At 52.2% G+C, this 20,536-nt stretch carries 19 protein-coding genes and 1 pseudogene; 5 read left to right on the top strand and 15 right to left on the bottom strand.

Annotated elements, in window-relative coordinates; genetic code table 11:
- Window positions 1-13: 13 nt before the first annotated feature.
- The 4 genes from ACF8OF_RS14475 to ACF8OF_RS14460 all read right to left on the bottom strand — a co-directional run bounded on the left by ACF8OF_RS14475 (window position 14) and on the right by ACF8OF_RS14460 (window position 3,487).
- Window positions 14-796, bottom strand: a complete 783-nt coding sequence (locus ACF8OF_RS14475) for a hypothetical protein (RefSeq protein WP_392497030.1) — start codon at window positions 794-796, stop codon at window positions 14-16.
- A 131-nt stretch (window positions 797-927) separates the two neighbouring features.
- Window positions 928-2,301, bottom strand: a complete 1,374-nt coding sequence (gene dbpA / locus ACF8OF_RS14470; protein WP_262867946.1) for an ATP-dependent RNA helicase DbpA — start codon at window positions 2,299-2,301, stop codon at window positions 928-930.
- Window positions 2,302-2,437: 136 nt separating this feature from the next.
- Window positions 2,438-2,878 carry an acyl-CoA thioester hydrolase YciA gene (yciA, locus tag ACF8OF_RS14465; RefSeq protein ID WP_262859411.1) on the bottom strand — a complete coding sequence of 147 codons (441 nt, stop codon included), beginning with the start codon at window positions 2,876-2,878 and terminating at the stop codon, window positions 2,438-2,440.
- A gap of 69 nt (window positions 2,879-2,947) precedes the next feature.
- Window positions 2,948-3,487: a septation protein A gene (locus ACF8OF_RS14460; RefSeq protein WP_262859410.1), complete on the bottom strand. Its 540-nt coding sequence runs from the start codon at window positions 3,485-3,487 to the stop codon at window positions 2,948-2,950.
- 217 nt (window positions 3,488-3,704) lie between these two features.
- On the opposite strand from ACF8OF_RS14460, the gene ACF8OF_RS14455 reads away from it, so the two are divergent.
- Complete coding sequence (locus ACF8OF_RS14455) at window positions 3,705-5,462, top strand: SulP family inorganic anion transporter (protein WP_262882515.1); 1,758 nt, start codon at window positions 3,705-3,707, stop codon at window positions 5,460-5,462.
- On the opposite strand, the gene qseC is transcribed toward ACF8OF_RS14455, so the two are convergent.
- Entirely contained in the window at window positions 5,452-6,798 is a 1,347-nt protein-coding gene (gene qseC, locus ACF8OF_RS14450; RefSeq protein WP_392497353.1) for a quorum sensing histidine kinase QseC, read from the bottom strand. The genes ACF8OF_RS14455 and qseC overlap by 11 nt on opposite strands.
- A complete protein-coding gene (gene qseB / locus ACF8OF_RS14445; protein WP_262859408.1) occupies window positions 6,785-7,456 on the bottom strand; it encodes a quorum sensing response regulator transcription factor QseB in 672 nt (223 codons plus the stop codon). The genes qseC and qseB overlap by 14 nt, the downstream gene beginning before the upstream one ends.
- Window positions 7,457-7,634: 178 nt before the next feature.
- Between qseB and ACF8OF_RS14440 the strand changes: the two genes are divergently transcribed.
- A complete protein-coding gene (locus tag ACF8OF_RS14440; RefSeq protein ID WP_392497029.1) occupies window positions 7,635-8,054 on the top strand; it encodes a YgiW/YdeI family stress tolerance OB fold protein in 420 nt (139 codons plus the stop codon).
- 191 nt (window positions 8,055-8,245) lie between these two features.
- Here ACF8OF_RS14440 and ACF8OF_RS14435 read toward each other — a convergent pair whose 3' ends face one another.
- The 3 genes from ACF8OF_RS14435 to ACF8OF_RS14425 are packed head-to-tail and all read right to left on the bottom strand — an operon-like array spanning window position 8,246 to window position 10,486.
- Entirely contained in the window at window positions 8,246-8,818 is a 573-nt protein-coding gene (locus ACF8OF_RS14435) for a YcxB family protein (RefSeq protein WP_392497028.1), read from the bottom strand.
- A gap of 9 nt (window positions 8,819-8,827) precedes the next feature.
- A complete protein-coding gene (locus ACF8OF_RS14430) occupies window positions 8,828-9,703 on the bottom strand; it encodes an aminoglycoside 6-adenylyltransferase (RefSeq protein ID WP_392497027.1) in 876 nt (291 codons plus the stop codon).
- Between the two features lie 6 nt (window positions 9,704-9,709).
- Window positions 9,710-10,486 (bottom strand): YciC family protein, encoded by a 777-nt coding sequence (locus ACF8OF_RS14425; RefSeq protein ID WP_279798088.1) that lies wholly within the window; start codon window positions 10,484-10,486, stop codon window positions 9,710-9,712.
- Between the two features lie 424 nt (window positions 10,487-10,910).
- On the opposite strand from ACF8OF_RS14425, the gene ompW reads away from it, so the two are divergent.
- Complete coding sequence (gene ompW, locus ACF8OF_RS14420; RefSeq protein ID WP_025153112.1) at window positions 10,911-11,552, top strand: outer membrane protein OmpW; 642 nt, start codon at window positions 10,911-10,913, stop codon at window positions 11,550-11,552.
- 80 nt (window positions 11,553-11,632) lie between these two features.
- Here ompW and ACF8OF_RS14415 read toward each other — a convergent pair whose 3' ends face one another.
- The 6 genes and pseudogenes from ACF8OF_RS14415 to ACF8OF_RS14390 form a co-directional block, all read right to left on the bottom strand.
- Window positions 11,633-11,947, bottom strand: a complete 315-nt coding sequence (locus ACF8OF_RS14415) for a BON domain-containing protein (protein ID WP_025153113.1) — start codon at window positions 11,945-11,947, stop codon at window positions 11,633-11,635.
- A 124-nt stretch (window positions 11,948-12,071) separates the two neighbouring features.
- On the bottom strand, window positions 12,072-12,878 hold the full coding sequence (trpA, locus tag ACF8OF_RS14410; RefSeq protein WP_262859403.1) for a tryptophan synthase subunit alpha: 807 nt from the start codon (window positions 12,876-12,878) through the stop codon (window positions 12,072-12,074).
- Window positions 12,878-14,068 (bottom strand): tryptophan synthase subunit beta, encoded by a 1,191-nt coding sequence (gene trpB, locus ACF8OF_RS14405; protein WP_392497026.1) that lies wholly within the window; start codon window positions 14,066-14,068, stop codon window positions 12,878-12,880. The genes trpA and trpB overlap by 1 nt, the downstream gene beginning before the upstream one ends.
- A gap of 32 nt (window positions 14,069-14,100) precedes the next feature.
- Window positions 14,101-15,468: a bifunctional indole-3-glycerol-phosphate synthase TrpC/phosphoribosylanthranilate isomerase TrpF gene (gene trpCF, locus ACF8OF_RS14400; RefSeq protein WP_279798094.1), complete on the bottom strand. Its 1,368-nt coding sequence runs from the start codon at window positions 15,466-15,468 to the stop codon at window positions 14,101-14,103.
- A gap of 3 nt (window positions 15,469-15,471) precedes the next feature.
- Window positions 15,472-17,094, bottom strand: a pseudogene (gene trpD, locus ACF8OF_RS14395) (bifunctional anthranilate synthase glutamate amidotransferase component TrpG/anthranilate phosphoribosyltransferase TrpD).
- Window positions 17,094-18,644: an anthranilate synthase component 1 gene (locus ACF8OF_RS14390; RefSeq protein ID WP_392497025.1), complete on the bottom strand. Its 1,551-nt coding sequence runs from the start codon at window positions 18,642-18,644 to the stop codon at window positions 17,094-17,096. Before ACF8OF_RS14390 ends, trpD begins: the two are co-directional and overlap by 1 nt.
- Window positions 18,645-18,982: 338 nt before the next feature.
- On the opposite strand from ACF8OF_RS14390, the gene ACF8OF_RS14385 reads away from it, so the two are divergent.
- Together ACF8OF_RS14385 and ACF8OF_RS14380 are read left to right on the top strand one after the other, a co-directional pair.
- On the top strand, window positions 18,983-19,852 hold the full coding sequence (locus tag ACF8OF_RS14385) for a PHP domain-containing protein (protein ID WP_262859475.1): 870 nt from the start codon (window positions 18,983-18,985) through the stop codon (window positions 19,850-19,852).
- 13 nt (window positions 19,853-19,865) lie between these two features.
- Window positions 19,866-20,486, top strand: a complete 621-nt coding sequence (locus ACF8OF_RS14380) for an L-threonylcarbamoyladenylate synthase (protein ID WP_025153121.1) — start codon at window positions 19,866-19,868, stop codon at window positions 20,484-20,486.
- Window positions 20,487-20,536: the final 50 nt, after the last annotated feature.

The raw sequence follows: 20,536 nt of genomic DNA, 5'->3' as shown, positions 1-20,536 counted from the left end.
TTTTGTTGTTGTTTTATTTTGCCGGGAAAAGATCAGCGCGTAAATTCACCAGGTTATCCGGTATCACATGAATAACCCCTTCACCCGGAATATCAATTTCGGCAATCATAAACAGTGCCATCGTTGTCAGCAGCGGCAGAATTAAAATCATCATATTGCTGCCGCGCAGTCCGCGGATATTATACCCGATCAGCACATTGGCACTGACGGCAAACAGAACCAGTAATATCCAGGCAGCGCCCGGAATCTGATAGCGCCAGCTGGCCATGGTTTTTTCTTCGGAAACATAGAGATCACTGAATGCGGTCAGTACAGAGGCAATGACCGGATTCGGGGTCGCACGGGCTTCAGATGCAGCAATTTCCCAGAGAGAGGACTGGGCCTCAAGGGAGATATCCCGCCATTTTTCATTTTTTGCCTGTGAACCGCCGTTAAAAAAATCAATACGTGCGTCAATATACGTGTTAAGCAAAGTATTTGCCCGCAGAGTATTTTCCGGGGACAATAATTGTGCCCGCTGAAATGCATTACCGATGGCAATAGCTTCGTTTTCTTCCATTTGTTCGCGGTTATTATAGCCGCCGATAGAAATCGTCAGTAAAAAGCCGATTAATAAACCCAGCAGAGATAATACGGCACCGAGAACAATTTTGGTTTCATCATCCGCTAATTCCGTCTTACCGTGACGTTTTTTGAACAGATATTTTCCGGCATAGGCTGAGCCGACCGATAAAATAAAGGTAACGACAAATAAGACGACAGAATCAGAGACTAAAGCGTTAAACAGCGCTGACATACAGAGACCCTTTAACAAAAAAATACCTCAGCAGAACGCAGAGATGCAGGTGGAATAAAGCCGGCCTGAGAAGGCCGGCCGGATACAAAACAGAGATATCATCCGTTGACGGGAAATACGGTCCTTTAAAATTATTTCAGCAGTCTGACTCTGACAGGTTTGCCTTTGATTTTACCCTGCTGAAGCAGTTTGCGTGCCTGCTGCGCGATACCCTGACGTACTGCGACATAAGCATGCATTGGCTGGATCACGATTTTGCCGATATCTTCGCCGTTCAGTCCCATATCACCGGTCATTGCACCGAGAATGTCTCCGGGGCGGATCTTGGCTTTTTTGCCGCCGTCGATGCACAGTGTCGCCATTGCCGCATCCAGCGGAGTGATGCGCAGCCCGGCCGGGATTGGCTGCCAGTTCAGTTTCATATGCAGCATTTCTTCCAGTGCGTTTGCACGGACCGCTTCTTCCGGTGCGCACAGGCTGATCGCCAGCCCGCTTTCACCGGCACGGGCGGTACGGCCGATGCGGTGGATATGCACCTCCGGATCCCACGCCAGTTCATAGTTGATTACCAGCTCAAGGGCTTTGATATCCAGTCCGCGTGACGCCACATCAGTGGCAACCAGTACACGGCTGCTGCCGTTGGCAAAGCGGATCAGCGTCTGGTCGCGCTCACGCTGTTCCATATCACCGTGCAGCACCAGAACACTCTGTCCGCTGCTTTCCAGGGCGTCATACACATCCTGGCAATCTTTTTTGGTATTACAGAACACCACACAGGATGCAGGTTGTTCACGGCTCAGTAATTTCTGTAACAGCTCAGTTTTTCCGCGGCGCGACACTTCATAAAACTGTTGTTCAACTGCCGGCAGTTCATCGGTGCTGTTGATTTCAATGGTTTGCGGATCGCGCTGAAAACGGCGGCTGACGGCAGCTATCTCATCCGGCCAGGTGGCGGAAAACAGCAAGGTCTGGCGTTCTTCCGGGGTACGGGAGAGAATGTCAGTAATATCGTCAGCAAAGCCCATATCCAGCATACGGTCAGCTTCGTCCAGCACCAGGGTGCGGATAGCATCAAGGTGCAGCGTGTTTTTACTCAGGTGATCAAGCAGGCGGCCCGGCGTTGCCACAATAATATGCGGCGGGTGGATCAGGGAATCACGCTGGGCACCGAACGGCACGCCGCCGCATAAGGTCAGGATTTTGATATTCGGCAGATAACGCGCCAGCCGCCGCAGTTCCCCGGCAACCTGATCGGCCAGTTCACGGGTCGGGCAGAGAACCAGAGCCTGAGTCATAAAGTGTCCGGCATCGATATGCTGTAACAGCCCGAGACCAAATGCGGCGGTTTTTCCGCTGCCGGTTCTGGCCTGCGCACGGACATCTTTACCCGCGAGAATAGCCGGTAATGCCGCGGCCTGAACCGGAGTCATGGTCAGATAACCCAGTTCATTCAGGTTGGTAATTTGTTCTGCGGGAAGTGCATTAAGTTCAGCAAATGAGGTCACGATGAAAATTCCGGATTAAATAAAAAGAGAGATTTGCGGCAATGATACTATTACCGGGCGCCGGTGTCGCGGGGAACCTGCGGGTTATCCCGGCAGACAAAACGGCCACTCAGAAGAGTGGCCGGTTATGAAACGCTTATTTTAAATCACTGTTACTGCTGTCTAACTGAAAATGACGTTTTCCGTCAGGCAGCGGGCGGGGACGGTTATCCGCATCCACCGCAACATAACTGAAGACAGCTTCTGTTGCACGGTAACGGTCACCGATAGGATGGGTAGCCACTTTCTTCACCCAGACCTCGACTTTGACCGTCATGGATGAATTTCCGGTTTTCAGGCAGCGCGCATAACAGCAGACCACATCACCGACCGCCACAGAGCGCAGAAAGGTGATGCCGTCCACGCGGACTGTCACCACGCGGCCCAGTGCAATCTCCTTTGCCAGGATAGCACCGCCGATATCCATCTGCGACATCAGCCAGCCACCGAAGATATCCCCGTTGGCATTGGTGTCTGTCGGCATGGTTAAGGTGCGCAGCACCAGTTCTCCGTTAGGTAAACATTGTTGTTGAGTCATGAGAAATACTTACATCCGTTTAACGAAAAAGGACAGCGGCAGAAATAAACCGATATCCGGTTGATTTTATTATTTTTCTTCTTCCCGTGGCAGATGACGGTAAATATATACCACACTGGCAACGGTAAATACCAGCGTTACTGCAGTCAGGCCAAACACTTTGAAGTTCATCCAGGTATCCATTGATAACCAGAATGCGACGTACACGTTTACCGCCGCGCAGACGATAAAGAAGAGAGCCCAGGCGAGATTCAGACGCTGCCAGACCTGCGGCGGCAGGGTCAGCTCTTTGCCCAGCATTTTCTGAATCAGCGGCTTACCGAAGATGAACTGACCGCCCAGCAATACGAGAGCAAACAGGGCATAAATAATCGTCACTTTCCATTTGATAAACTGCGGGTCATGGAAAACGATGGTCAGGGTACCGAAGATGGCGACAATCACGAAGGTGATAACAGCCGATTTCTCCAGATGCTTATACAGGAACCAGCGGACAGCCAGTGCCACCGCAGACGCGGCAATTAAGGCACCAGAGGCGTAATAGATATCCACGGTTTTATATATGGCAAAAAAGATAACCAGGGGGATAAAGTCTAGTAGTTGCTTCATAATTGAGTCTGTCCGAAATTTAAATTTATTTTAAGCACGTGGCATTCAGTCTCTTATTTTTAAAGAAAAAAAATATATTACAATTGATTTTGCAATATTTTACCATAAGACGCGGTCTGACTATCTTCTTTATCCGCGTTCGGTTATAAATCAGTTTAACTATCAGCAGTAAAATTAAATTGTACATCTTAATACGATATTTTTATAAGGGGCGATAATGCAGCCGAACCGACTTTTGCGCTGGATGCCGGGACTTTCTGTTTTTCTGCACTATGAACGCAAAAATTTGCGCTTTGATATCCGCGCGGGGCTTTCTGTTGCTGCTGTGGCATTGCCGGTGGCTATCGCTTACACGGGGCTGATGGGCATTAATGCCATTGTCGGTCTCTACGCCTGTATCCTGCCGATGGTGACTTATGCGCTGTTCGGCTCCTCCCGTCAGCTGATTGTCGGGCCGGATGCAGCGACCTGTGCGGTCATTGCGGCGGCGATTATCCCGCTGGCAAAAGGTGACCCGGATACGCTGTGGCAGCTGGCGATTATCATGACACTGATGACCGGTGTCTGGTGCCTGATTGCCGGGCATTTCAAACTCGCCGCGTTTGCGGATTTTTTATCGCAGCCGATTTTACAGGGGCTGCTCAACGGCGTGGCGGTCACGATCATTGTCGGGCAGATAGGAAATGTGCTCGGGCTGGATGAACTGCCGTCGCAGCTGATTGAGTGCCTGGTGGCGCTGCCGGCGCATCTGCATCTTATGCATATGCCGACGCTGATCCTCTCCGGTGCCAGTCTGGCGGCACTGTTTTTATTACGGGCTGTCCGCCGCAGCTGGCCGGGACCGCTGATTGTGATGACGATTGCCACCCTGGTCAGCGCTCAGCTGGATTTTGCCTCAATGGGGATTTCCGTGGTCGGTAATCTCGGTAACGGGCTGCCGCATATCAAAATGCCGGCGTTTGATCCGGGTCTGCTGCGTGAACTGGTGATCCCGTCACTAAACCTTGCGGTGATCAGTATTGTCAGCTTTATGATGACAGTGCGCAGTTTTGCCGAGAAAAACGGCTATGCCATCGATGTGGATCAGGAGCTGCGTGCTCAGGGGTATATCAACATTGCCTCCGGGTTATCGCAGGGATTCGCGGTCAGTGCCGCGACCAGCCGTACCGCCGTTAACGATGCCACCGGCGGTAAAACACAGATGGTGTCCCTGATCGCAGCGGGATTGATCGCGCTGGTGCTGTTTTTCCTGACCAGTTTCCTCGGACACATCCCGCTGGCAACACTCGGGGTGGTACTGATTTACTCCTCCTGGTCGATGTTCAGCATCCGTCAGATTTTCTCTTTCCGTAAACGGAATAAATCGGCATTCACCCTGGCGCTGTTTACCCTGGTGGCGGTACTGGTGGTGGGGCTGATCAACGGTATCGGATTTGCTGTTCTGCTGGGACTGGTACAGTTCCTGCGTACTGTTTTCCGCCCGACCGATCAGTTACTGGGTGTGGATGAGCAGGGGATGATCCATTCCATCAACAACAGTAACGTGGATATTAATCAGGTTGACGGATTATTGATGTACCGCTTTAACTCACCGCTGACCTATTTCAACGTGGCGTATTTTAAAAAGCGGATATTGCAGGTGGTGAATACGGCACCAAAACGCCCCGGATGGGTGGCCGTGGATGCGACCGTCAGCTTTATCAATAATGATATGAGCGTGTTCAGTACCCTCAATGAGCTGGTGACTGAGCTGAAAATCAAAGGCGTCACACTGATCCTGGCAGGACGGCGCACTGAGCTGACACGCTGGGTATCGGAAAACAAAATCAAACGCAATGATGATGATTTGATTATTGTGCCGGATCTCTATTTCGCTATCCGGCTGATTCAGAGCAAACAGCAAAGCCGCATCAAAGCGATAGAAGAGGCGATGGCGCAGGCGGCTGAAGGAACGGAAAAACCGCTCACCACCTGATCGCAGTAATAAACCCGCCCGGCGGGCTGCGGCGGAACTGTATGGTCATGTGATGCAGTTCCGCAATCCGTTTGACAATCGATAGTCCCAGACCGCTGCCGGTTTTTTCCTGTCCCGGCGGCCGGTAAAAACGTTCTCCCAGCCGGGCCAGTATTTCATCACTGACACCCGGCCCGTCATCCTCAATGACTAACTGTTGTGCAGTCAGCGTCAGCTGAACGGTGCCGCCGGTTTTACCGTAGCGGATGGCATTATGCAGCAGATTGCGCAGCATGACAGTCAGCAGCAGCTGTTCGCCGCGGACAGTCAGTTCAGGTGCGGTGATGTCCGGTATTACGCTGACCTGATGCGCCGCTGCGTCCGGGGCGGTTTGTGCAACGGCATCATTAATAATGGCTGACCAGCGCAGCTCTGTGCTTTCCAGCGGCTGAGACTGTGATTCCAGCCGGGAGAGGGTCAGCAGCTGATCCACCAGACGGGTGGCACGGTCAATTCCGGTGAGCAGATTCGCGGTCACGTGTTCCCGGGTGGCGGGGTCATCGCCGGCAATCTGCATCACTTCGGTCTGTACTTTCAGTGCAGCCAGCGGGCTGCGCAGTTCATGGGCAGCATCCGAGGTAAAACGGCTTTCCCGCTCACGCAGGTCGCGGATCCGCAGAAATAATCCGTTCAGCGCGTCCAGCATCGGACTGACTTCTTTCGGCAGCACCGGCGGAGCAAGCGGAGTCAGTTCCGCCGGGTTCCGGCGCTGTAACTGGCGTGCCAGCAGACGCAGCGGCGTCAGGGCGCGGGTCAGCAGCCACAGGAACAAAAGCAGCATCAGGGGCAGCGCCACCAGCCACGGAACCGCCTGAGCGGTGATAATCGTCAGTCCCATATCCTCGCGGTATTCCCATTCCTGGCCGACCACGATGATATAGCGACCATCAGCGGAAGGCAGCTGCACAAAGCGCCAGCGGTCGTTGTCATCCGTCAGCGAGCCGTCACGAAACCCGTTTTTCTTGTCTGAGAACGGAATTTTCCGGCCGTTCTCGCCGTCATCCAGCACCCGCTTGCCCTGCGGGGTAAAAATAGCAAAAGCCAGCGCATCATCATCCTGCTTTCCGCGGTTACCGGAGAGCATTTTTTTGGTTTTCTTAATAGCGGACGACGGAAATTCCAGCCCGGACGGCAGAACCGACAGGCGTTTGGCAAAGGCCATTTGTTGCGTATCAAATAATTCATTGATGGATTTTGTGGTCTGCATCCAGGCAAACAAACTGGCGATCCCCCAGGTCAGCAGAGTGAGCAGCAGCAACAGCCCGCCCAGCCGCAGGCGCAGACTATACGTTTTCATCATTCTTTCCCGCGACATAACCGACACCGTGAATGGTTTTGATAAACCCGCGTCCCAGTTTGCGGCGCAGATGGTGAATATGCACCTCAACGGCATTACTGGAAACATCCTCATCCCAGTTATACAGTTTCTCTTCAATCATTGCGCGGGACAGCACTTTCTGCGGATTGCGCAGAAACAGTGCCAGCAGTGCCAGTTCTTTGCTTTTCAGCGATACCGGCACACCGTTGCGGGTGACAGTCATGGCCACCGGATCCATCTCCACATCGCCGAGCACCAGTTTCTCAGAAACCTGCCCGTAGCGGCGGCGGATCAGCGCCTGTAACCGTGCCGCCACTTCCGCAAGTGCAAACGGTTTGCACAGATAATCATCCGCGCCCTGTTGTAAGCCGCTTACGCGCTGCTCAAGAGCATCACGGGCGGTCAGGATCAGTACCGGCTCGTCACGACCCTCCGAACGCCACTGTTTCAGTATCTCCAGCCCGTCCATGCCCGGCAGAGAGAGATCAAGGATCACGGCATCATAAGGGGCAGAATAGAGGGCCTGCTGACCGGTCAGGCCATCGGTAAACCAGTCAGGCGTAAAGCCGAGCCGGCTCAGGCCGATTTTCAGCCCGTCACCAATCAGCCGGTCATCTTCAATTAATAATATCCGCATAATTCTTATCCGTATAAATAGCGCTATACTAGTTTTAACCCGGATATCTCAGGATAACCACCTGTTTTCGCTGAAATTAAAAATATAGTCAAAAATGACATCCCCTTAAGATCCTGTTAAGAACTTAATGGTTTAATAGTGTCCATGAAGCAAAGACGCTTCCTCATAAAGGAGATAAATGATGAAAAAATTACCTGCACTCGCATTACTTGCCACATTACTGGCAGGATCAGCCGGTTCCGTTTTTGCAGCCAACGGCGGTTTTGAAGGTCCCGGCGCGACAGCGGCGGCAACAACCACAACAACATCACAAAGCGGCGGATTCAGCGGCCCGGATGCCCGTAAAATGACCGTTGCGGATGCACTGAAATTATCCGATGATGCACCGGTTGTACTGCGCGGCACAATTGTCCGTCAGCTCGATAATAAACATTATGAATTTAAAGACAGTACCGGCACTATCCGTGCTGAAATTTCCCCGAAACGCTGGAACGGACTGAAAGTTACACCGCAGGATGAAATTGAGGTCGAAGGGGAAATCGACAAAGAATGGAATAAAACCGAACTGGATGTGAAAGCCGTGCGTAAAGTGCAGTAATCACCACCGCAGACACACCGGATAATCAGGCCATCTTACCGGCCTGATTGAGATTGCTGACAAAGCAGGATAAAACGTGGTTTTTCCTGCTTTGTGTTAGCAGCCGAAAATCAATAAATTGATTTTCCTAGTTTATTTTTACAACCTCTGTCGGTCGTCGCCAATCCCTGCGGGCTTGTCAACGGCCTGAATCAGGCTATTTCACCGGCCTGATTCTTTATCTGCACATGTCTTATTTTCTGTGACAGCAGGTGCAAAATATCGTTCTTTTGTGCCTCTGACTGAATATCCCGCAGCGGAAGAATAATGCCGTCATTTTTGCCGTGGTAAAGATAAATTCCGGTGTTGCTTTCGGCATAATCAATGACAGCCCCCCAGGCAAAAAAAGAATGGTGAAGGGCTGAAACCTGGCTTATTCCGTCATTACTCAGTTCAAACGTTACCGGACGCAGGAGGTAATGTCCGGGCTGAACAGAAAACTGACGTATAATCCGTCTGTTTTTGACAGAACAGCTGAACATAAACACCAACAGCGATAAAAAACCGCAGCTCAGTCCGTAAAAAACAGAATAACTATCAAACTTGCCCGGCAGCGGCGAAAAGGTGCTGAAAATAAGCAATAACATCCCGCATAATATCAGCCAGATAAGAAAATAAGGAATACGTCGCCACCCGACCGGTTCCTGATAAAAATGCCGGAAACTGAAAGTCTGGTAGTCAGCCAGATCCTGAACTGTGAGCGTGACGGGCAGGGTGATCATCATTGTATTCCTTTACACAGAAGATAAGAGGCTGTCGTTATAAACCATCCGGAGATAACGGACAGAGGCATCACACTCCCGGGTATTGATTTCAAACCCGGACAGCTCAGCAATGGTCGTCTGATATTCCCTGAACAGCCTGCACATCAGAAACAACGCCTGCCAGTTATTTTCCGGTTCCGCATCAGAATAGGTTCCCAGAACGGTTTGCATCTCACGTGTGGTCAGATAACGGGATAAATATTTTCCGTCTTTTCCGGTGGTCAGGTTAAATCCGTTGGTATAACCGGTTTTCCAGTCGAGCATCTGCATAAATGCCGGGCGGACAACATTTTCCGTCATGGCTTTGGCGAAGGTGATTTCACGCCGTGCCAGACCTTTGGCCACATTTGTCACACACCACCAGAATTCATTGGCGGTTTCGGCAAATAAACGGGCATCAGGCGGCGTAATAAAATAACTCCTTTCATCCGCCGGGGCGATGCCGGCGAAGAGGCCGTCTTTATCCGCGAGAAGCACCGTCAGGCTGTCATGTTTATATTCTGAGGCACAATGCGTCAGCGGAAGCAGAGTCAGATCTATCCGGTGGCCGTCCTCATAGATCATCAGCAGGGTATACGCCGCACGGGGCGGCATACCTTCATTACCCAAAAGCATATCATCAGGGCATTGCTGTAATACCGGAACGCCGAAAAATGACTCCCGCAGGGCGGGAAACTTTGCTGCTTCAATATTGTGTACAAAAAAGACAATATCGAAGTCCTGATATTTATCGGCGGCAACCTGTTTATTTGCCCGTGACCCGTTGAGCACAGCCGCGCGGATATTATCATCTGCACGGACATAGTCCTGTATTGCGCGGTAAATATCATTGTCTGTGCGCATCATGCGGCCTTACTGATAGTCACTGACAGATTGTGATTGTGTAAATAACTGGTAGAACCGGAACAGATAAATAATCACCAGTCCGCTGATGATATTATTAATGAAGAGAATAACGGTCATCAGAATATGTTCGTTTACGATAGGAAGTTTACTAAGAAACACTACGGATGCCTGTTTCAGGGCAAACCATATTAAAATAGCCGGCAGAAGTGTTCTGATATTTTTCAGGGCAATATTTCCGCTGATTTTGATGGCGGTAAATACGCTGTTCTTTTCGGTGAACATAATAACCGGAGCCAGTGCCAGTAACATGGCCAGAATTAATCCCGGCAGATACATGGCGACCAGTCCGAGTGCAATCACCAGTGAACAGATTAACAGCAGAATCAGCATGCGCGGAACACGTCCGGCAGAGCCGGTGATGGCCTGTAAAGCGGATACCGGCTGTCCCTGTGAAGTACTGAAAATCAGGAAAATCATGGCGGTTACAAAGACGGCATTGCCCAGCAGGGAGCTGAAAATTGTGCCGAGACCGGTTTTCAACATTTGCCACTGGTCGTCGGATGTCAGCGCGGCAACAGCGCGCTGAAAGCCGCCGGAGCCTTCAGTGACGTAGGTGGTTTCCAGCGAGCGGATCAGCGCCAGCCCATTGGAATTGTAAGTCAGGAGCACATTGAGCCCGACGGTCACAGCAGCGGTAAGCAGCGAAATGATCAGGACAGATAACAGCTGATTACGGAAAAAATTCAGGCTGTCGCGGGCGAGAACCGGCACCGGCATGGACATGGAACAACTCCTGTAAGGCATGAAATAAAAACGTTGATGCAATTGTAAAACAGTATGGCAGGGATTGTAACCTGTTCGTCCGGCGGAAATACAGTATTCAGACGGAATATCCGGAAGCAGATAGCCAAATAATCACAAATAATTAACAATAATAAAACAAAGTAGCCGGCTGAATAGTCAGTATTGTATTTTACAAATTGATATAAAACACATAAATAATGAGCACTCTGAAAATGGTAATCGCTGTTTTTGATATAAATCAATAAATGAAAATGTCACCATGGAATAATAATTCAGATCTTTGTGAAAAATGCGTTTTTTATTTAAATGTTGTGATCTGTCTTAGATCATAATTAGATTTAAGTCTGTATATTTCAAACTGTACTTATTGTGTGTTTTTTCTTTTTTTAGGATGGGATAGATAATGAAAAAGCTTTCTGCAGTGTGTTTAGCACTGGCAACGGTTTTACCGTCAGTTTCAATGGCACACCAGGCCGGTGATTTTATCATTCGTGGTGGTACCGCGACTGTGCGTCCGAATACAGGCTCTGATAATGTTCTGGGTTTTGCCGGCTCTTTTGAAGCAAATAACAATACGCAGCTGGGTCTGACCTTTACTTATATGGCAACCGATAATATCGGTATTGAATTATTGGCTGCGACTCCGTTTGAACACAAAGTTTCACTGCCATCATCCCTGGGTGAAATCGCATCAGTTAAAGATCTGCCGCCAACCTTAATGGCTCAGTATTATTTCCGTACTCCGGAAGATAAACTGCGTCCGTATTTAGGTGTGGGTGTGAACTATACCTTCTTCTTTGATGAAGGGTTTAACGGTACCGGCAGTGGCGCAGGCTTACGTGATCTGAGTTTAGGTGATTCCTGGGGCTTTGCGGCACAGGCTGGTCTGGATTATCAGTTAGATGACCACTGGCTGCTGAATGCGTCAGTCTGGTGGATGAACATCGAAACAGATGTGGACTTCAAAGCAGGTAATGACAGTTACTCTTATAAAACCCGTCTTGACCCGTTTGTCTTTATGTTTGGTGCGGGCTACAAATTCTGATAATTCGTGTTATCAGTACCATAAAAAACGGCGCAATCATCATTGCGCCGTTTTTGTATCCGGTAATCTGATAGTCAGGGTCACCGCAACTTCATTGAGTTAATAACAACCTTCACGCCGGGAACTTTACGTGCGGTATTCACCGCCAGGTTTGCTTCTGTTTCTGAAGAGACAAATCCGCTCAGCTGAACTTTACCTTTGAACGTTTCCACGCTGATTTGGGTGGATTTAATGCCTTTCTCACCCAGTAACGCTGTTTTTACTTTTGTGGTGATGACAGAATCATCAAAATAACCCCCGGTACCTTCACTGGTGGCAGTCGGGGCACAGGCGGACAGCGTGAAAGCCATAAACATGACAACAAAAAATGAGGTGACCAATTTCATATACTTCATTATGTTCTCCTTATTACCGGCACGGTTCACAGAATAATGTGTGCCTGACCCTTTCAGTATTGATGAAAACTGAATGTTTCTCAACAAAAAATAACCCGCTGTTAACAGCGGGCGGAGTGAAACATTATAATTGCGTTGCGTTTTTCATTTTCTGCGTAAATTCCCGCAGTTTCTGACACATAACCGGTACATTATCCAGATTTGCGGCGATGATTTTTACCACGGCAGATCCGGAAATTGCCCCCGCCGCGCCATTTTTCAGTGATTCCTGCACCTGTTCCGGTTCGGAAATTCCGAATCCCTGAACCGGCGGGGCGGCATTCAGTGCGGTCAGTTTGGCGGTCAGATCAGCCAGCGATTTTTCAGCCCGTTTTTCTGTTCCCGTCACACCGGCACGGGAAAGCAGATAAGTATAGCCTTTCCCGGCGGCAGCCAGTGTCTCCAGTAATTTGTCATCTGCATCCGGCGGGCAGATAAAGACCGGCGCGATATTATTGGCCAGCGCGGCATCCCGGAACGGCTGAGATTCATGCAGCGGCACATCGGCGATCAGAACCGAATCCACACCGGCGTTTGCCGCGGTTTCATAAAACTGACTGATACCGTTATGGAAGACCAGATTGGCATACATCAGCAGTCCCACCGGCAGCTCCGGATACTTCGCACGGATTTGTGTAATCAGCTCAAAGCAGCGCGCCGGGGTCATACCAGCGGCAAAGGCACGGAGGTTGGCATCCTGAATCACCGGACCGTCTGCCAGCGGGTCAGAAAACGGAATGCCGATCTCCAGGGCATCGGCACCACCCGCCACCAGAGCATCAATAATTTGCAGGGAAACCTCAGCGGACGGGTCACCCAGAGTGACAAACGGGATAAATGCACCCTGATTGCGGGACTGCAAACGCTGGAAAAGTTGTTCATACCGGCTCATCAGAAATCACCTCTTGCTTTAAAAATGTCATAAACAGTGAAAATGTCTTTGTCTCCGCGACCGGAAATATTAACGATAAGAAGTTGTTCTTTCTCCGGATTTTCGCGGATCATTTTCAGTGCGTGTGCCAGGGCATGGGAGGATTCCAGTGCCGGGATAATCCCTTCCTGACGGCTCAGCGTTTTAAATGCCTCAAGGGCCTCATCATCGGTGGCGGAAACATAATCGGCCCGGCCGATGGTATTCAGATATGCGTGCTGCGGCCCGACAGACGGAAAGTCCAGACCGGCGGAGATGGAGTAAGATTCCTCGATCTGACCATCTTCTGTCTGCATCATCGGTGATTTCATACCGAAGTAGATACCAATACGGCCATGTTTGAGCGGTGCGCCGTGCTCGCCGGTTTCAATACCGTGCCCGGCCGGTTCGACGCCGATCAGCGCGACAGATTCATCCGGAATAAACCCGGCAAATGCGCCGATAGCATTTGAGCCGCCGCCGATACAGGCGATCACCGCATCCGGTAAACGGCCTTCACGGGTGAGGATCTGGGCACGCGCCTCATCACCAATCATGCGCTGGAATTCGCGGACAATGGTCGGGTACGGATGCGGGCCTGCCGCGGTGCCTAATAAATAGTGGGCGCGGTCATAGTTCCCGCTCCAGTCGCGCAGCGCCTCATTACAGGCATCTTTCAGGGTGGCGGAACCGCTGTGCACCGGGATGACTTCCGCGCCCATCAGTCGCATACGGAACACATTCGGGGACTGACGTTCCACATCTTTTGCCCCCATATAAACACGGCATTTCAGCCCGAGCAGCGCACTGGCGAGCGCTGCCGCGACACCGTGCTGACCGGCACCGGTTTCGGCGATAATTTCCGTTTTTCCCATCCGTTTTGCCAGCAGTGCCTGGCCGAGTACCTGGTTGGTTTTGTGGGCACCGCCGTGCAGTAAATCCTCGCGCTTCAGGTACAGTTTGGTTTTGCTGCCTGCCGTCAGGTTTTTGCACAGCGTCAGGGCTGTCGGGCGACCGGCATAGTTTTGCAGCAGGTCGGTAAATTCGCGCTGAAACTCCGGGTCTTCCTGAGCGGCAATAAAGGCATCTTCGAGCTGGTCGAGTGCCGGGATTAAAATCTGCGGTACAAACTGCCCGCCGAATTCACCAAAGTAGGGATTTAATTTACTCATTGTTTCTGATCCTTTTTCTTTTCAGTCGTTAGTCAGGCAACTTGCTGATGTAATTGATTAAATATTTGACGGAGTTTTTCTGCATCTTTAATACCGGGGGCGGACTCCGCGCCGGAGTTAAAATCCAGCCCGGCAGCACCGGAAGCGGCGGCGGAGACACAATTTTCCGCATTCAGCCCGCCCGCGAGGGTAAAGGGCACCGGCAGTGAAGGAGGCAGGGTCTGCCAGTCGAACGTCTGCCCGGTGCCGCCTTTGCCGTTATCCAGCACCAGGCGCACCACGCCGTCCGGAACGGTGATATCCGCACCGTGCGACATATCCAGCGCTTTCCAGATCTCACATTTTGCCGGGAGATGCAGGCGCAGCAGCGCGATATCGTGCTCGTTTTCATCACCGTGTAACTGAACAGCATGCAGTTTCAGGCGGCGGGCAATCGCGGCGATATCTGCCGGGTCGTGGTTACGGAATACGCCGACATACGCCAGCGGTGCTCCGCACATCACCTCCGCTGCCTGTGCTTCATCCACATAACGCGGCGATTTGCTGACAAAAATCAGGCCGCCGAAGGTGGCACCGGCGTCATAGGCGGCGCGGGCATCGTCCGCACGGGTCAGTCCGCAGACTTTGTGTTCGCCGTAAATCAGGCGGCGGATGGCAGTGTCCAGATCAGGCTGCGCCATAATGGCACTGCCGATCAGGAACCCGTCAGCATGGGGACGCAATTCGCGGATATGCTGATGCGTGGTAATGCCGGATTCACTGATAATAATGCGGTCAGCAGGGATGTGCGGGGCAAAATCCGCTGTCCGGCGGCGGTCAATGGAGAGGTCGCGCAAATCGCGGTTATTGATACCGATAACCTGTGCATCAAGGGTAATGGCGCGGTGCAGTTCCTCTTCCGTACTGACTTCCGTCAGCACCCCCATATTGAGGGAATGAGCCAGGGTCGCCAGTGAGTGATAATCCGCATCATTCAGGACAGAGAGCATCAGCAGAATCGCGTCTGCGCCATAGTGGCGGGCGAGATACACCTGATAAGCATCAATAATGAAATCTTTGCATAATACCGGCTGCGTGATCAGCGCGCGCACCTGCCGCAGATAGTCATGTTGTCCCTGAAAATATTTCTCGTCGGTCAGTACCGAGACTGCCGTGGCATACGGCGCATAAGCCGCTGCGATTTCACGGAGATTAAAATCCTGACGGATAAGTCCTTTCGACGGAGAGGCTTTTTTGCACTCCAGAATAAACGCGGTTTCTGCGCTGCGCAGAGCCTGATAAAAATTGCGGTCACTCAGCGGAAGATCATCCGCGAAACTCAGCAGCGGCTCCTGTTTCTTCCGCGCAACCAGGGAGATACGTTTATCATTCACAATCTGTTCTAATACGGTGCCTTTCATGGTTTATCCTCTCGCGGCCAGGGCGGTGACGCGCTCAAAGGCGTTACCACTGCGGATCATTGCCAGCGCATGCTGCGCATTATCCTGTAAGTCTTCGTTATCATTGAGTTTCATCAGCAGGGCGACATTGGCTGCCACGGCGTGACTCTGTGCGGCGGTGCCTTCTCCCTGTAATAACCGCGTCAGTAACTGACGGTTTTCTTCCGGGGTGCCGCCGCGCAGTTCCTGCATGTCATAACCCCGCAGGCCGAAATCGTCTGTGGTCAGGCGGTATTCGCGGATCTCGCCGTTATGCAGCTCAGCAACCTGTGTCGGCGCATGCAGGGAAACCTCATCCATCCCGCCGCTGTGCACCACGGCTGCACGCTGGTAGCCGAGGACTTTCAGCGTTTGTGCAACAGGGCGGATCAGCGCCGGGCTGTATACACCGATCAGGGCAACCGGCGGGCGGGCCGGGTTGATCAGCGGCCCGAGGACATTAAATAAGGTACGGGTTTTCAGCTGCTGACGCACCGGTGCGGCAAAACGGAAACCGTCATGATAGTGCGGGGCAAACAGAAAACAGACGCCGACATCATCCAGCGCGCTGCGGGACACATCCGCCGGGGTATCCAGCGCGATGCCGAAGGCATTCAGTAAATCGGAAGAACCGGTTTTACTCGAAACACTGCGGCTGCCGTGTTTGGCGACTTTTATTCCGCAGGCAGCTGCCACAAAAGCACTGGCTGTGGAGATATTGATGCTGTCGGAAGCATCGCCGCCGGTGCCGACAATATCACTGAAACGATAGTCCGGACGCGGGAAGGCGCGCGCGTTGTTCAGACAGGCCTGGGCAGCACCGGCAATTTCATCCGGCTGTTCGCCGCGCATTTTCATGCTGATCAGCGCTGCCGCCAGCTGAGTTTCACTCAATTCTCCCCGGATTATCGCGGAAAATAATTCCCGGCTTTCCGCCAGGGTCAGTGTTTCACCCCGGTAAAGTTTTTCAAATAATGTTTGCATCTCTCTGTTCCTTAATCTGTTTTTTTATCTGTTATTCAGGTTGAGTTATGCCTGTGCCCACGCCAGGGTATTGGCCAGCAGGGCTGCGCCGTCCGGTGTCAGGACGGATTCGGGATGAAACTGTAAGCCGCAGACTTTGTCCTGTTCATGGCGGACAGCCATGACAATGTTGTCGCTGGTGGCGCACACGGTCAGCGCTTCCGGGATGATTTCTGCTGCCAGTGAGTGATAGCGTGCCACTTTCATCGGGTTCGGCAGACCGGAAAACATAGATTGCTCATCGTGGTGCAACTGGCTGGCTTTACCGTGGAGCACGGCACCGGCGTGGCTGACTTTGCCGCCGTAGGCTTCAACAATCGCCTGATGACCGAGGCAAATACCGATTACCGGATAACGGCCTCTGACACGACTCAGCACTTCCGGCTGGCATCCGGCATCTGCCGGTTTTCCCGGCCCCGGAGAGAGCACCAGCACCGGGTTTTTCATGGTTTCCAGCGCGGAAAGAATAACGTCCGCCGGAACCCGGTTGCGGTAAATCACCACCTGATGCCCCTGAGCACGGAACTGATCGGCCAGGTTATAGGTAAAGGAATCGACATTATCGAGCAGTAAAATATCAGCCATCAGAATGTCTCCTCTGCATGATGGGCGCGGGTGATGGCGCGGATCACCGCGCGGGCCTTGTTGCGGTTTTCGTCGGCTTCCGCCTGCGGGTCGGAATCCAGTACCACGCCGCCGCCGGCCTGCACAGTGGCAATACCGTTTTCGACATAGGCGGAGCGGATCACAATGCAGGTATCAAAGGTGGTATCGCCGCGAAAATAACCCACCGCACCGCCGTAGCTGCCGCGACAGACTTTTTCGGCCCGGGCAATCAGTTCCATCGCGCGGACTTTCGGTGCGCCGGTCAGCGTGCCCATGTTCATACACGCCTGATAGGCATGAAAAATATCAAGATCATCACGTAATTCACCGGTGACACGGGATACCAGGTGCATCACAAACGCATAGCGATCCACTTTGGTCAGTTCCGCCACACTGCGGCTGCCGGGACGGCAGATACGGGCGAGGTCATTACGGGCCAGATCAACCAGCATAAAATGTTCGGCCAGCTCTTTCTGATCCGTACGCAGATCCAGTTCCAGGCGGCTGTCTTTATCCGCATCCACCGAACCGTCCGCTGACAGGCCGCGCGGGCGGGTACCGGCAATCGGGTAGATTTCAATCTGACGGGTTGCCGGGTCATATTTCAGCGCACTTTCCGGCGATGCGCCGAACAGGGTGAAATCCGCATCCTGCATAAAGAACAGGTACGGGCTCGGGTTACGGGTTTTCAGTTCACGGTAAGCCGCCATCGGCGACGGGCACGGTAACTGAAAACGGCGTGACGGCACGACCTGGAAAATATCACCCTGAATAATGGATTGTTTTAACTGATTAACGATAGTGCAAAAATCGGCATCTGAATGTGACGTTGTCACGCTGATGCCCACCGGTGCAACAGTGCCCGATGCGGTTACCGGCTGCGCCAGTGCGGTCAGTATCTGCTGATGCTGTTCTGCCAGGCGGGTTTGTTCTGTTGTATCCGTTGTAAAGGTCAACGTAATGAGTTCGCTGGTTTGCTGCTGGTGGTCAATCGTCAGCAGGGTTTCCGCCAGATAAAAACAGTAATCCGGACAGCGGTTGATGCGTTCAACCGGCGGCAGTGCCTCAAAGGCCGCAACCAGGTCGTAACTGAACAGTCCGCCGCAGAACAGCGCGTGACGGTCATCTGCCTGTGACGGCAGGTTCATCAGGGTGCGGAGCACATCAAAGACCGAGGTGGCGCGCAGGCGGGTATCTTCATCCGCATGGGCGGCGGGTGCAGTAAAATGCAGTGCCAGGGTGTTACCGCTGATAGTCCCGGCGGACAGGCGATCCTGCAGTACCGGCAGCAGCGCTGCGCCGTTTGCGGTCAGGGCTTCTGCGGTAACAGTGTGCCCGGTGCAGCGGATGAGCAGTGCGCTGTGCAGCACCAGCATGCTTTTTAAATTGGCTCTGGACGCGATTTCGGCGGATTCTAATAACAGCGTTGCAGGACGCTGTGCGCAAAGCGCGGTGAATACCGCCGCCGGGTCGGGCTGATAAGCCGGATAATCTGTCCGGATGTGTTGTGTAAAAATCGTTCTGTCCATGATTATTACCTTGCTATGTGAATTTTTTGCCATAAAAAAACCCGCCACGGGGGCGGGTTCTGTGCTCTGGTACAGCCGGTTAACTGACATGCACGCACAACCATTCCGCCCGACGGGAAAGATTGCGCCACCAACGATTGTTCAGTTTGTGCATGTTCATGGGATGTCCTCAGTATAAACAGTGATTACAGATAACTCGTTCTGCGTACTAGTTAACTAGATCGAAGTTGGTGTGTCAAGGATTTTTGTGGAATACTGTGCTGCCCGCAAAAACGCGGGTGATGAAATGTCATGAGGACACCTCAGACAAAGCGTTGTCAGAACAGAAGGGAGACGCGATGGAGCCGGAAACTACAGGTCTCGACCTGTCGTGCTATGATTTACACAGCCATACCACTGCGTCAGACGGCATGCTGACACCGGAGCAGTTACTGGACAGAGCCGTTGAGATGGGCGTGACCGTGCTGGCAATTACCGATCACGACACCACGGATGCACTTCCGGCGGCGCATCATTATCAGCAGGCAAATAATTTGCCGCTAAAAGTGATTAATGGTGTTGAAATATCAACACTTTGGGAACATCATGAGATCCATATTGTCGGGCTGAATATTGATATTACCCATCCGGCAATGACAGAATTACTGGCGCAGCAGTCAGCGCGACGCCGGGCACGCGGCATGCTTATCAGTGAACGGCTGGCAAAGGCCGGGATTGAAGGCACCTGGGAAGAGGCGAATGAAATGGCGCAGGGCGGAGAAGTCACCCGCGGACATTTCGCCCGGGTGTTGATTGCCCGTGGCGTGGAACCGACGATTCCGAAGGTGTTCAAACGCTATCTTGCCCGCAACAAAACCGGCTATGTGCCGCCGCAGTGGTGTGATATTCCTGACGCGGTGAAAGCGGTTCATGCCGCAGGCGGACAGGCGGTACTGGCACATCCCGGCCGCTATGGTTTATCCGCCAAGTGGCTTAAACGCCTGTGTGATTTTTTTAAACAGGCAGGCGGGGATGGCATGGAAGTGGCGCAGTGTCAGCAGGCGCCGGATGAGCGCCGGACACTGGCACAGTATGCAATAACTTACGAATTAAAAGCTTCCCAGGGATCCGATTTTCATCAGCCGTGTTCGTGGATAGAACTGGGCCGTAAATTGTGGTTACCGGGTGATGTGATACCAATCTGGCAGGATTGGTCATTGAAGGATTAACAGAGGAAACAACATGGGCCAGATGTTTTATATCCATCCGGATAACCCGCAGGCACGCCTGATCAATCAGAGCGTGGATATTTTTAACAAAGGCGGTGTGGTGATTTACCCGACCGATTCCGGCTATGCCATCGGCTGCCGTCTGGAAGATAAAGACGCATTACAGCGGATCTGCCGTCTGCGTCAGATAGACAGTAACCATAATTTTACCCTGATGTGCCGTGATTTATCGGATATCTCCACCTATGCGCATGTGGATAACACGGTATTCCGTTTGATCAAAAATAATACGCCGGGTAATTACACCTTTATTCTGCGGGCGACGAAAGAAGTACCGCGCCGTCTGATGAGTGAAAAACGCAAAACCATCGGTCTGCGTATTCCGTCGAATCCGATTGCCATGGATTTGCTTGCCGCTATGGGCGAACCGCTGATGTCAGCCAGTCTCATCCTGCCGGGCAATGATTTTGCGGAATCCGATCCGGAAGAAATTAATGATACCCTGGGCAAGCAGGTGGATCTGGTGATCCACGGCGGCTATATCGGTCAGCAACCGACAACGGTAATTGACCTGACTGACGACGTACCGGTTGTGGTGCGTGAAGGAACCGGAGATGTAACGCCGTTCCTGTGATTGCCGTGTGCGTCACATGTGTAAAATGCGTTAGCGCCGTGCATTAACCT

Origin of the sequence: Morganella sp. TYF_1 (assembly GCF_043105645.1) — a bacterium.
GTDB classification, from domain to species: domain Bacteria; phylum Pseudomonadota; class Gammaproteobacteria; order Enterobacterales; family Enterobacteriaceae; genus Morganella; species Morganella morganii_B.
The sequence above is the reverse complement of the archived record's forward strand: the minus strand, read 5'-3'. Positions and strand labels throughout refer to the sequence as shown.

Coding starts and splice junctions, on each gene's coding strand:
- ACF8OF_RS14460 (WP_262859410.1), bottom strand. CDS start 3,487: ATGAAGCAACTACTAGACTTTATCCCCCTGGTTATCTTTTTTGCCATA.
- trpB (WP_392497026.1), bottom strand. CDS start 14,068: ATGAGTAAATTAAATCCCTACTTTGGTGAATTCGGCGGGCAGTTTGTA.
- ACF8OF_RS14435 (WP_392497028.1), bottom strand. CDS start 8,818: ATGATGATCACCCTGCCCGTCACGCTCACAGTTCAGGATCTGGCTGAC.
- ACF8OF_RS14390 (WP_392497025.1), bottom strand. CDS start 18,644: ATGGACAGAACGATTTTTACACAACACATCCGGACAGATTATCCGGCT.
- qseB (WP_262859408.1), bottom strand. CDS start 7,456: ATGCGGATATTATTAATTGAAGATGACCGGCTGATTGGTGACGGGCTG.
- qseC (WP_392497353.1), bottom strand. CDS start 6,798: ATGAAAACGTATAGTCTGCGCCTGCGGCTGGGCGGGCTGTTGCTGCTG.
- ompW (WP_025153112.1), top strand. CDS start 10,911: ATGAAAAAGCTTTCTGCAGTGTGTTTAGCACTGGCAACGGTTTTACCG.
- ACF8OF_RS14415 (WP_025153113.1), bottom strand. CDS start 11,947: ATGAAGTATATGAAATTGGTCACCTCATTTTTTGTTGTCATGTTTATG.
- trpA (WP_262859403.1), bottom strand. CDS start 12,878: ATGAGCCGGTATGAACAACTTTTCCAGCGTTTGCAGTCCCGCAATCAG.
- trpCF (WP_279798094.1), bottom strand. CDS start 15,468: ATGAAAGGCACCGTATTAGAACAGATTGTGAATGATAAACGTATCTCC.
- yciA (WP_262859411.1), bottom strand. CDS start 2,878: ATGACTCAACAACAATGTTTACCTAACGGAGAACTGGTGCTGCGCACC.
- ACF8OF_RS14385 (WP_262859475.1), top strand. CDS start 18,983: ATGGAGCCGGAAACTACAGGTCTCGACCTGTCGTGCTATGATTTACAC.
- ACF8OF_RS14475 (WP_392497030.1), bottom strand. CDS start 796: ATGTCAGCGCTGTTTAACGCTTTAGTCTCTGATTCTGTCGTCTTATTT.
- ACF8OF_RS14425 (WP_279798088.1), bottom strand. CDS start 10,486: ATGTCCATGCCGGTGCCGGTTCTCGCCCGCGACAGCCTGAATTTTTTC.
- ACF8OF_RS14380 (WP_025153121.1), top strand. CDS start 19,866: ATGGGCCAGATGTTTTATATCCATCCGGATAACCCGCAGGCACGCCTG.
- ACF8OF_RS14455 (WP_262882515.1), top strand. CDS start 3,705: ATGCAGCCGAACCGACTTTTGCGCTGGATGCCGGGACTTTCTGTTTTT.
- ACF8OF_RS14440 (WP_392497029.1), top strand. CDS start 7,635: ATGATGAAAAAATTACCTGCACTCGCATTACTTGCCACATTACTGGCA.
- ACF8OF_RS14430 (WP_392497027.1), bottom strand. CDS start 9,703: ATGATGCGCACAGACAATGATATTTACCGCGCAATACAGGACTATGTC.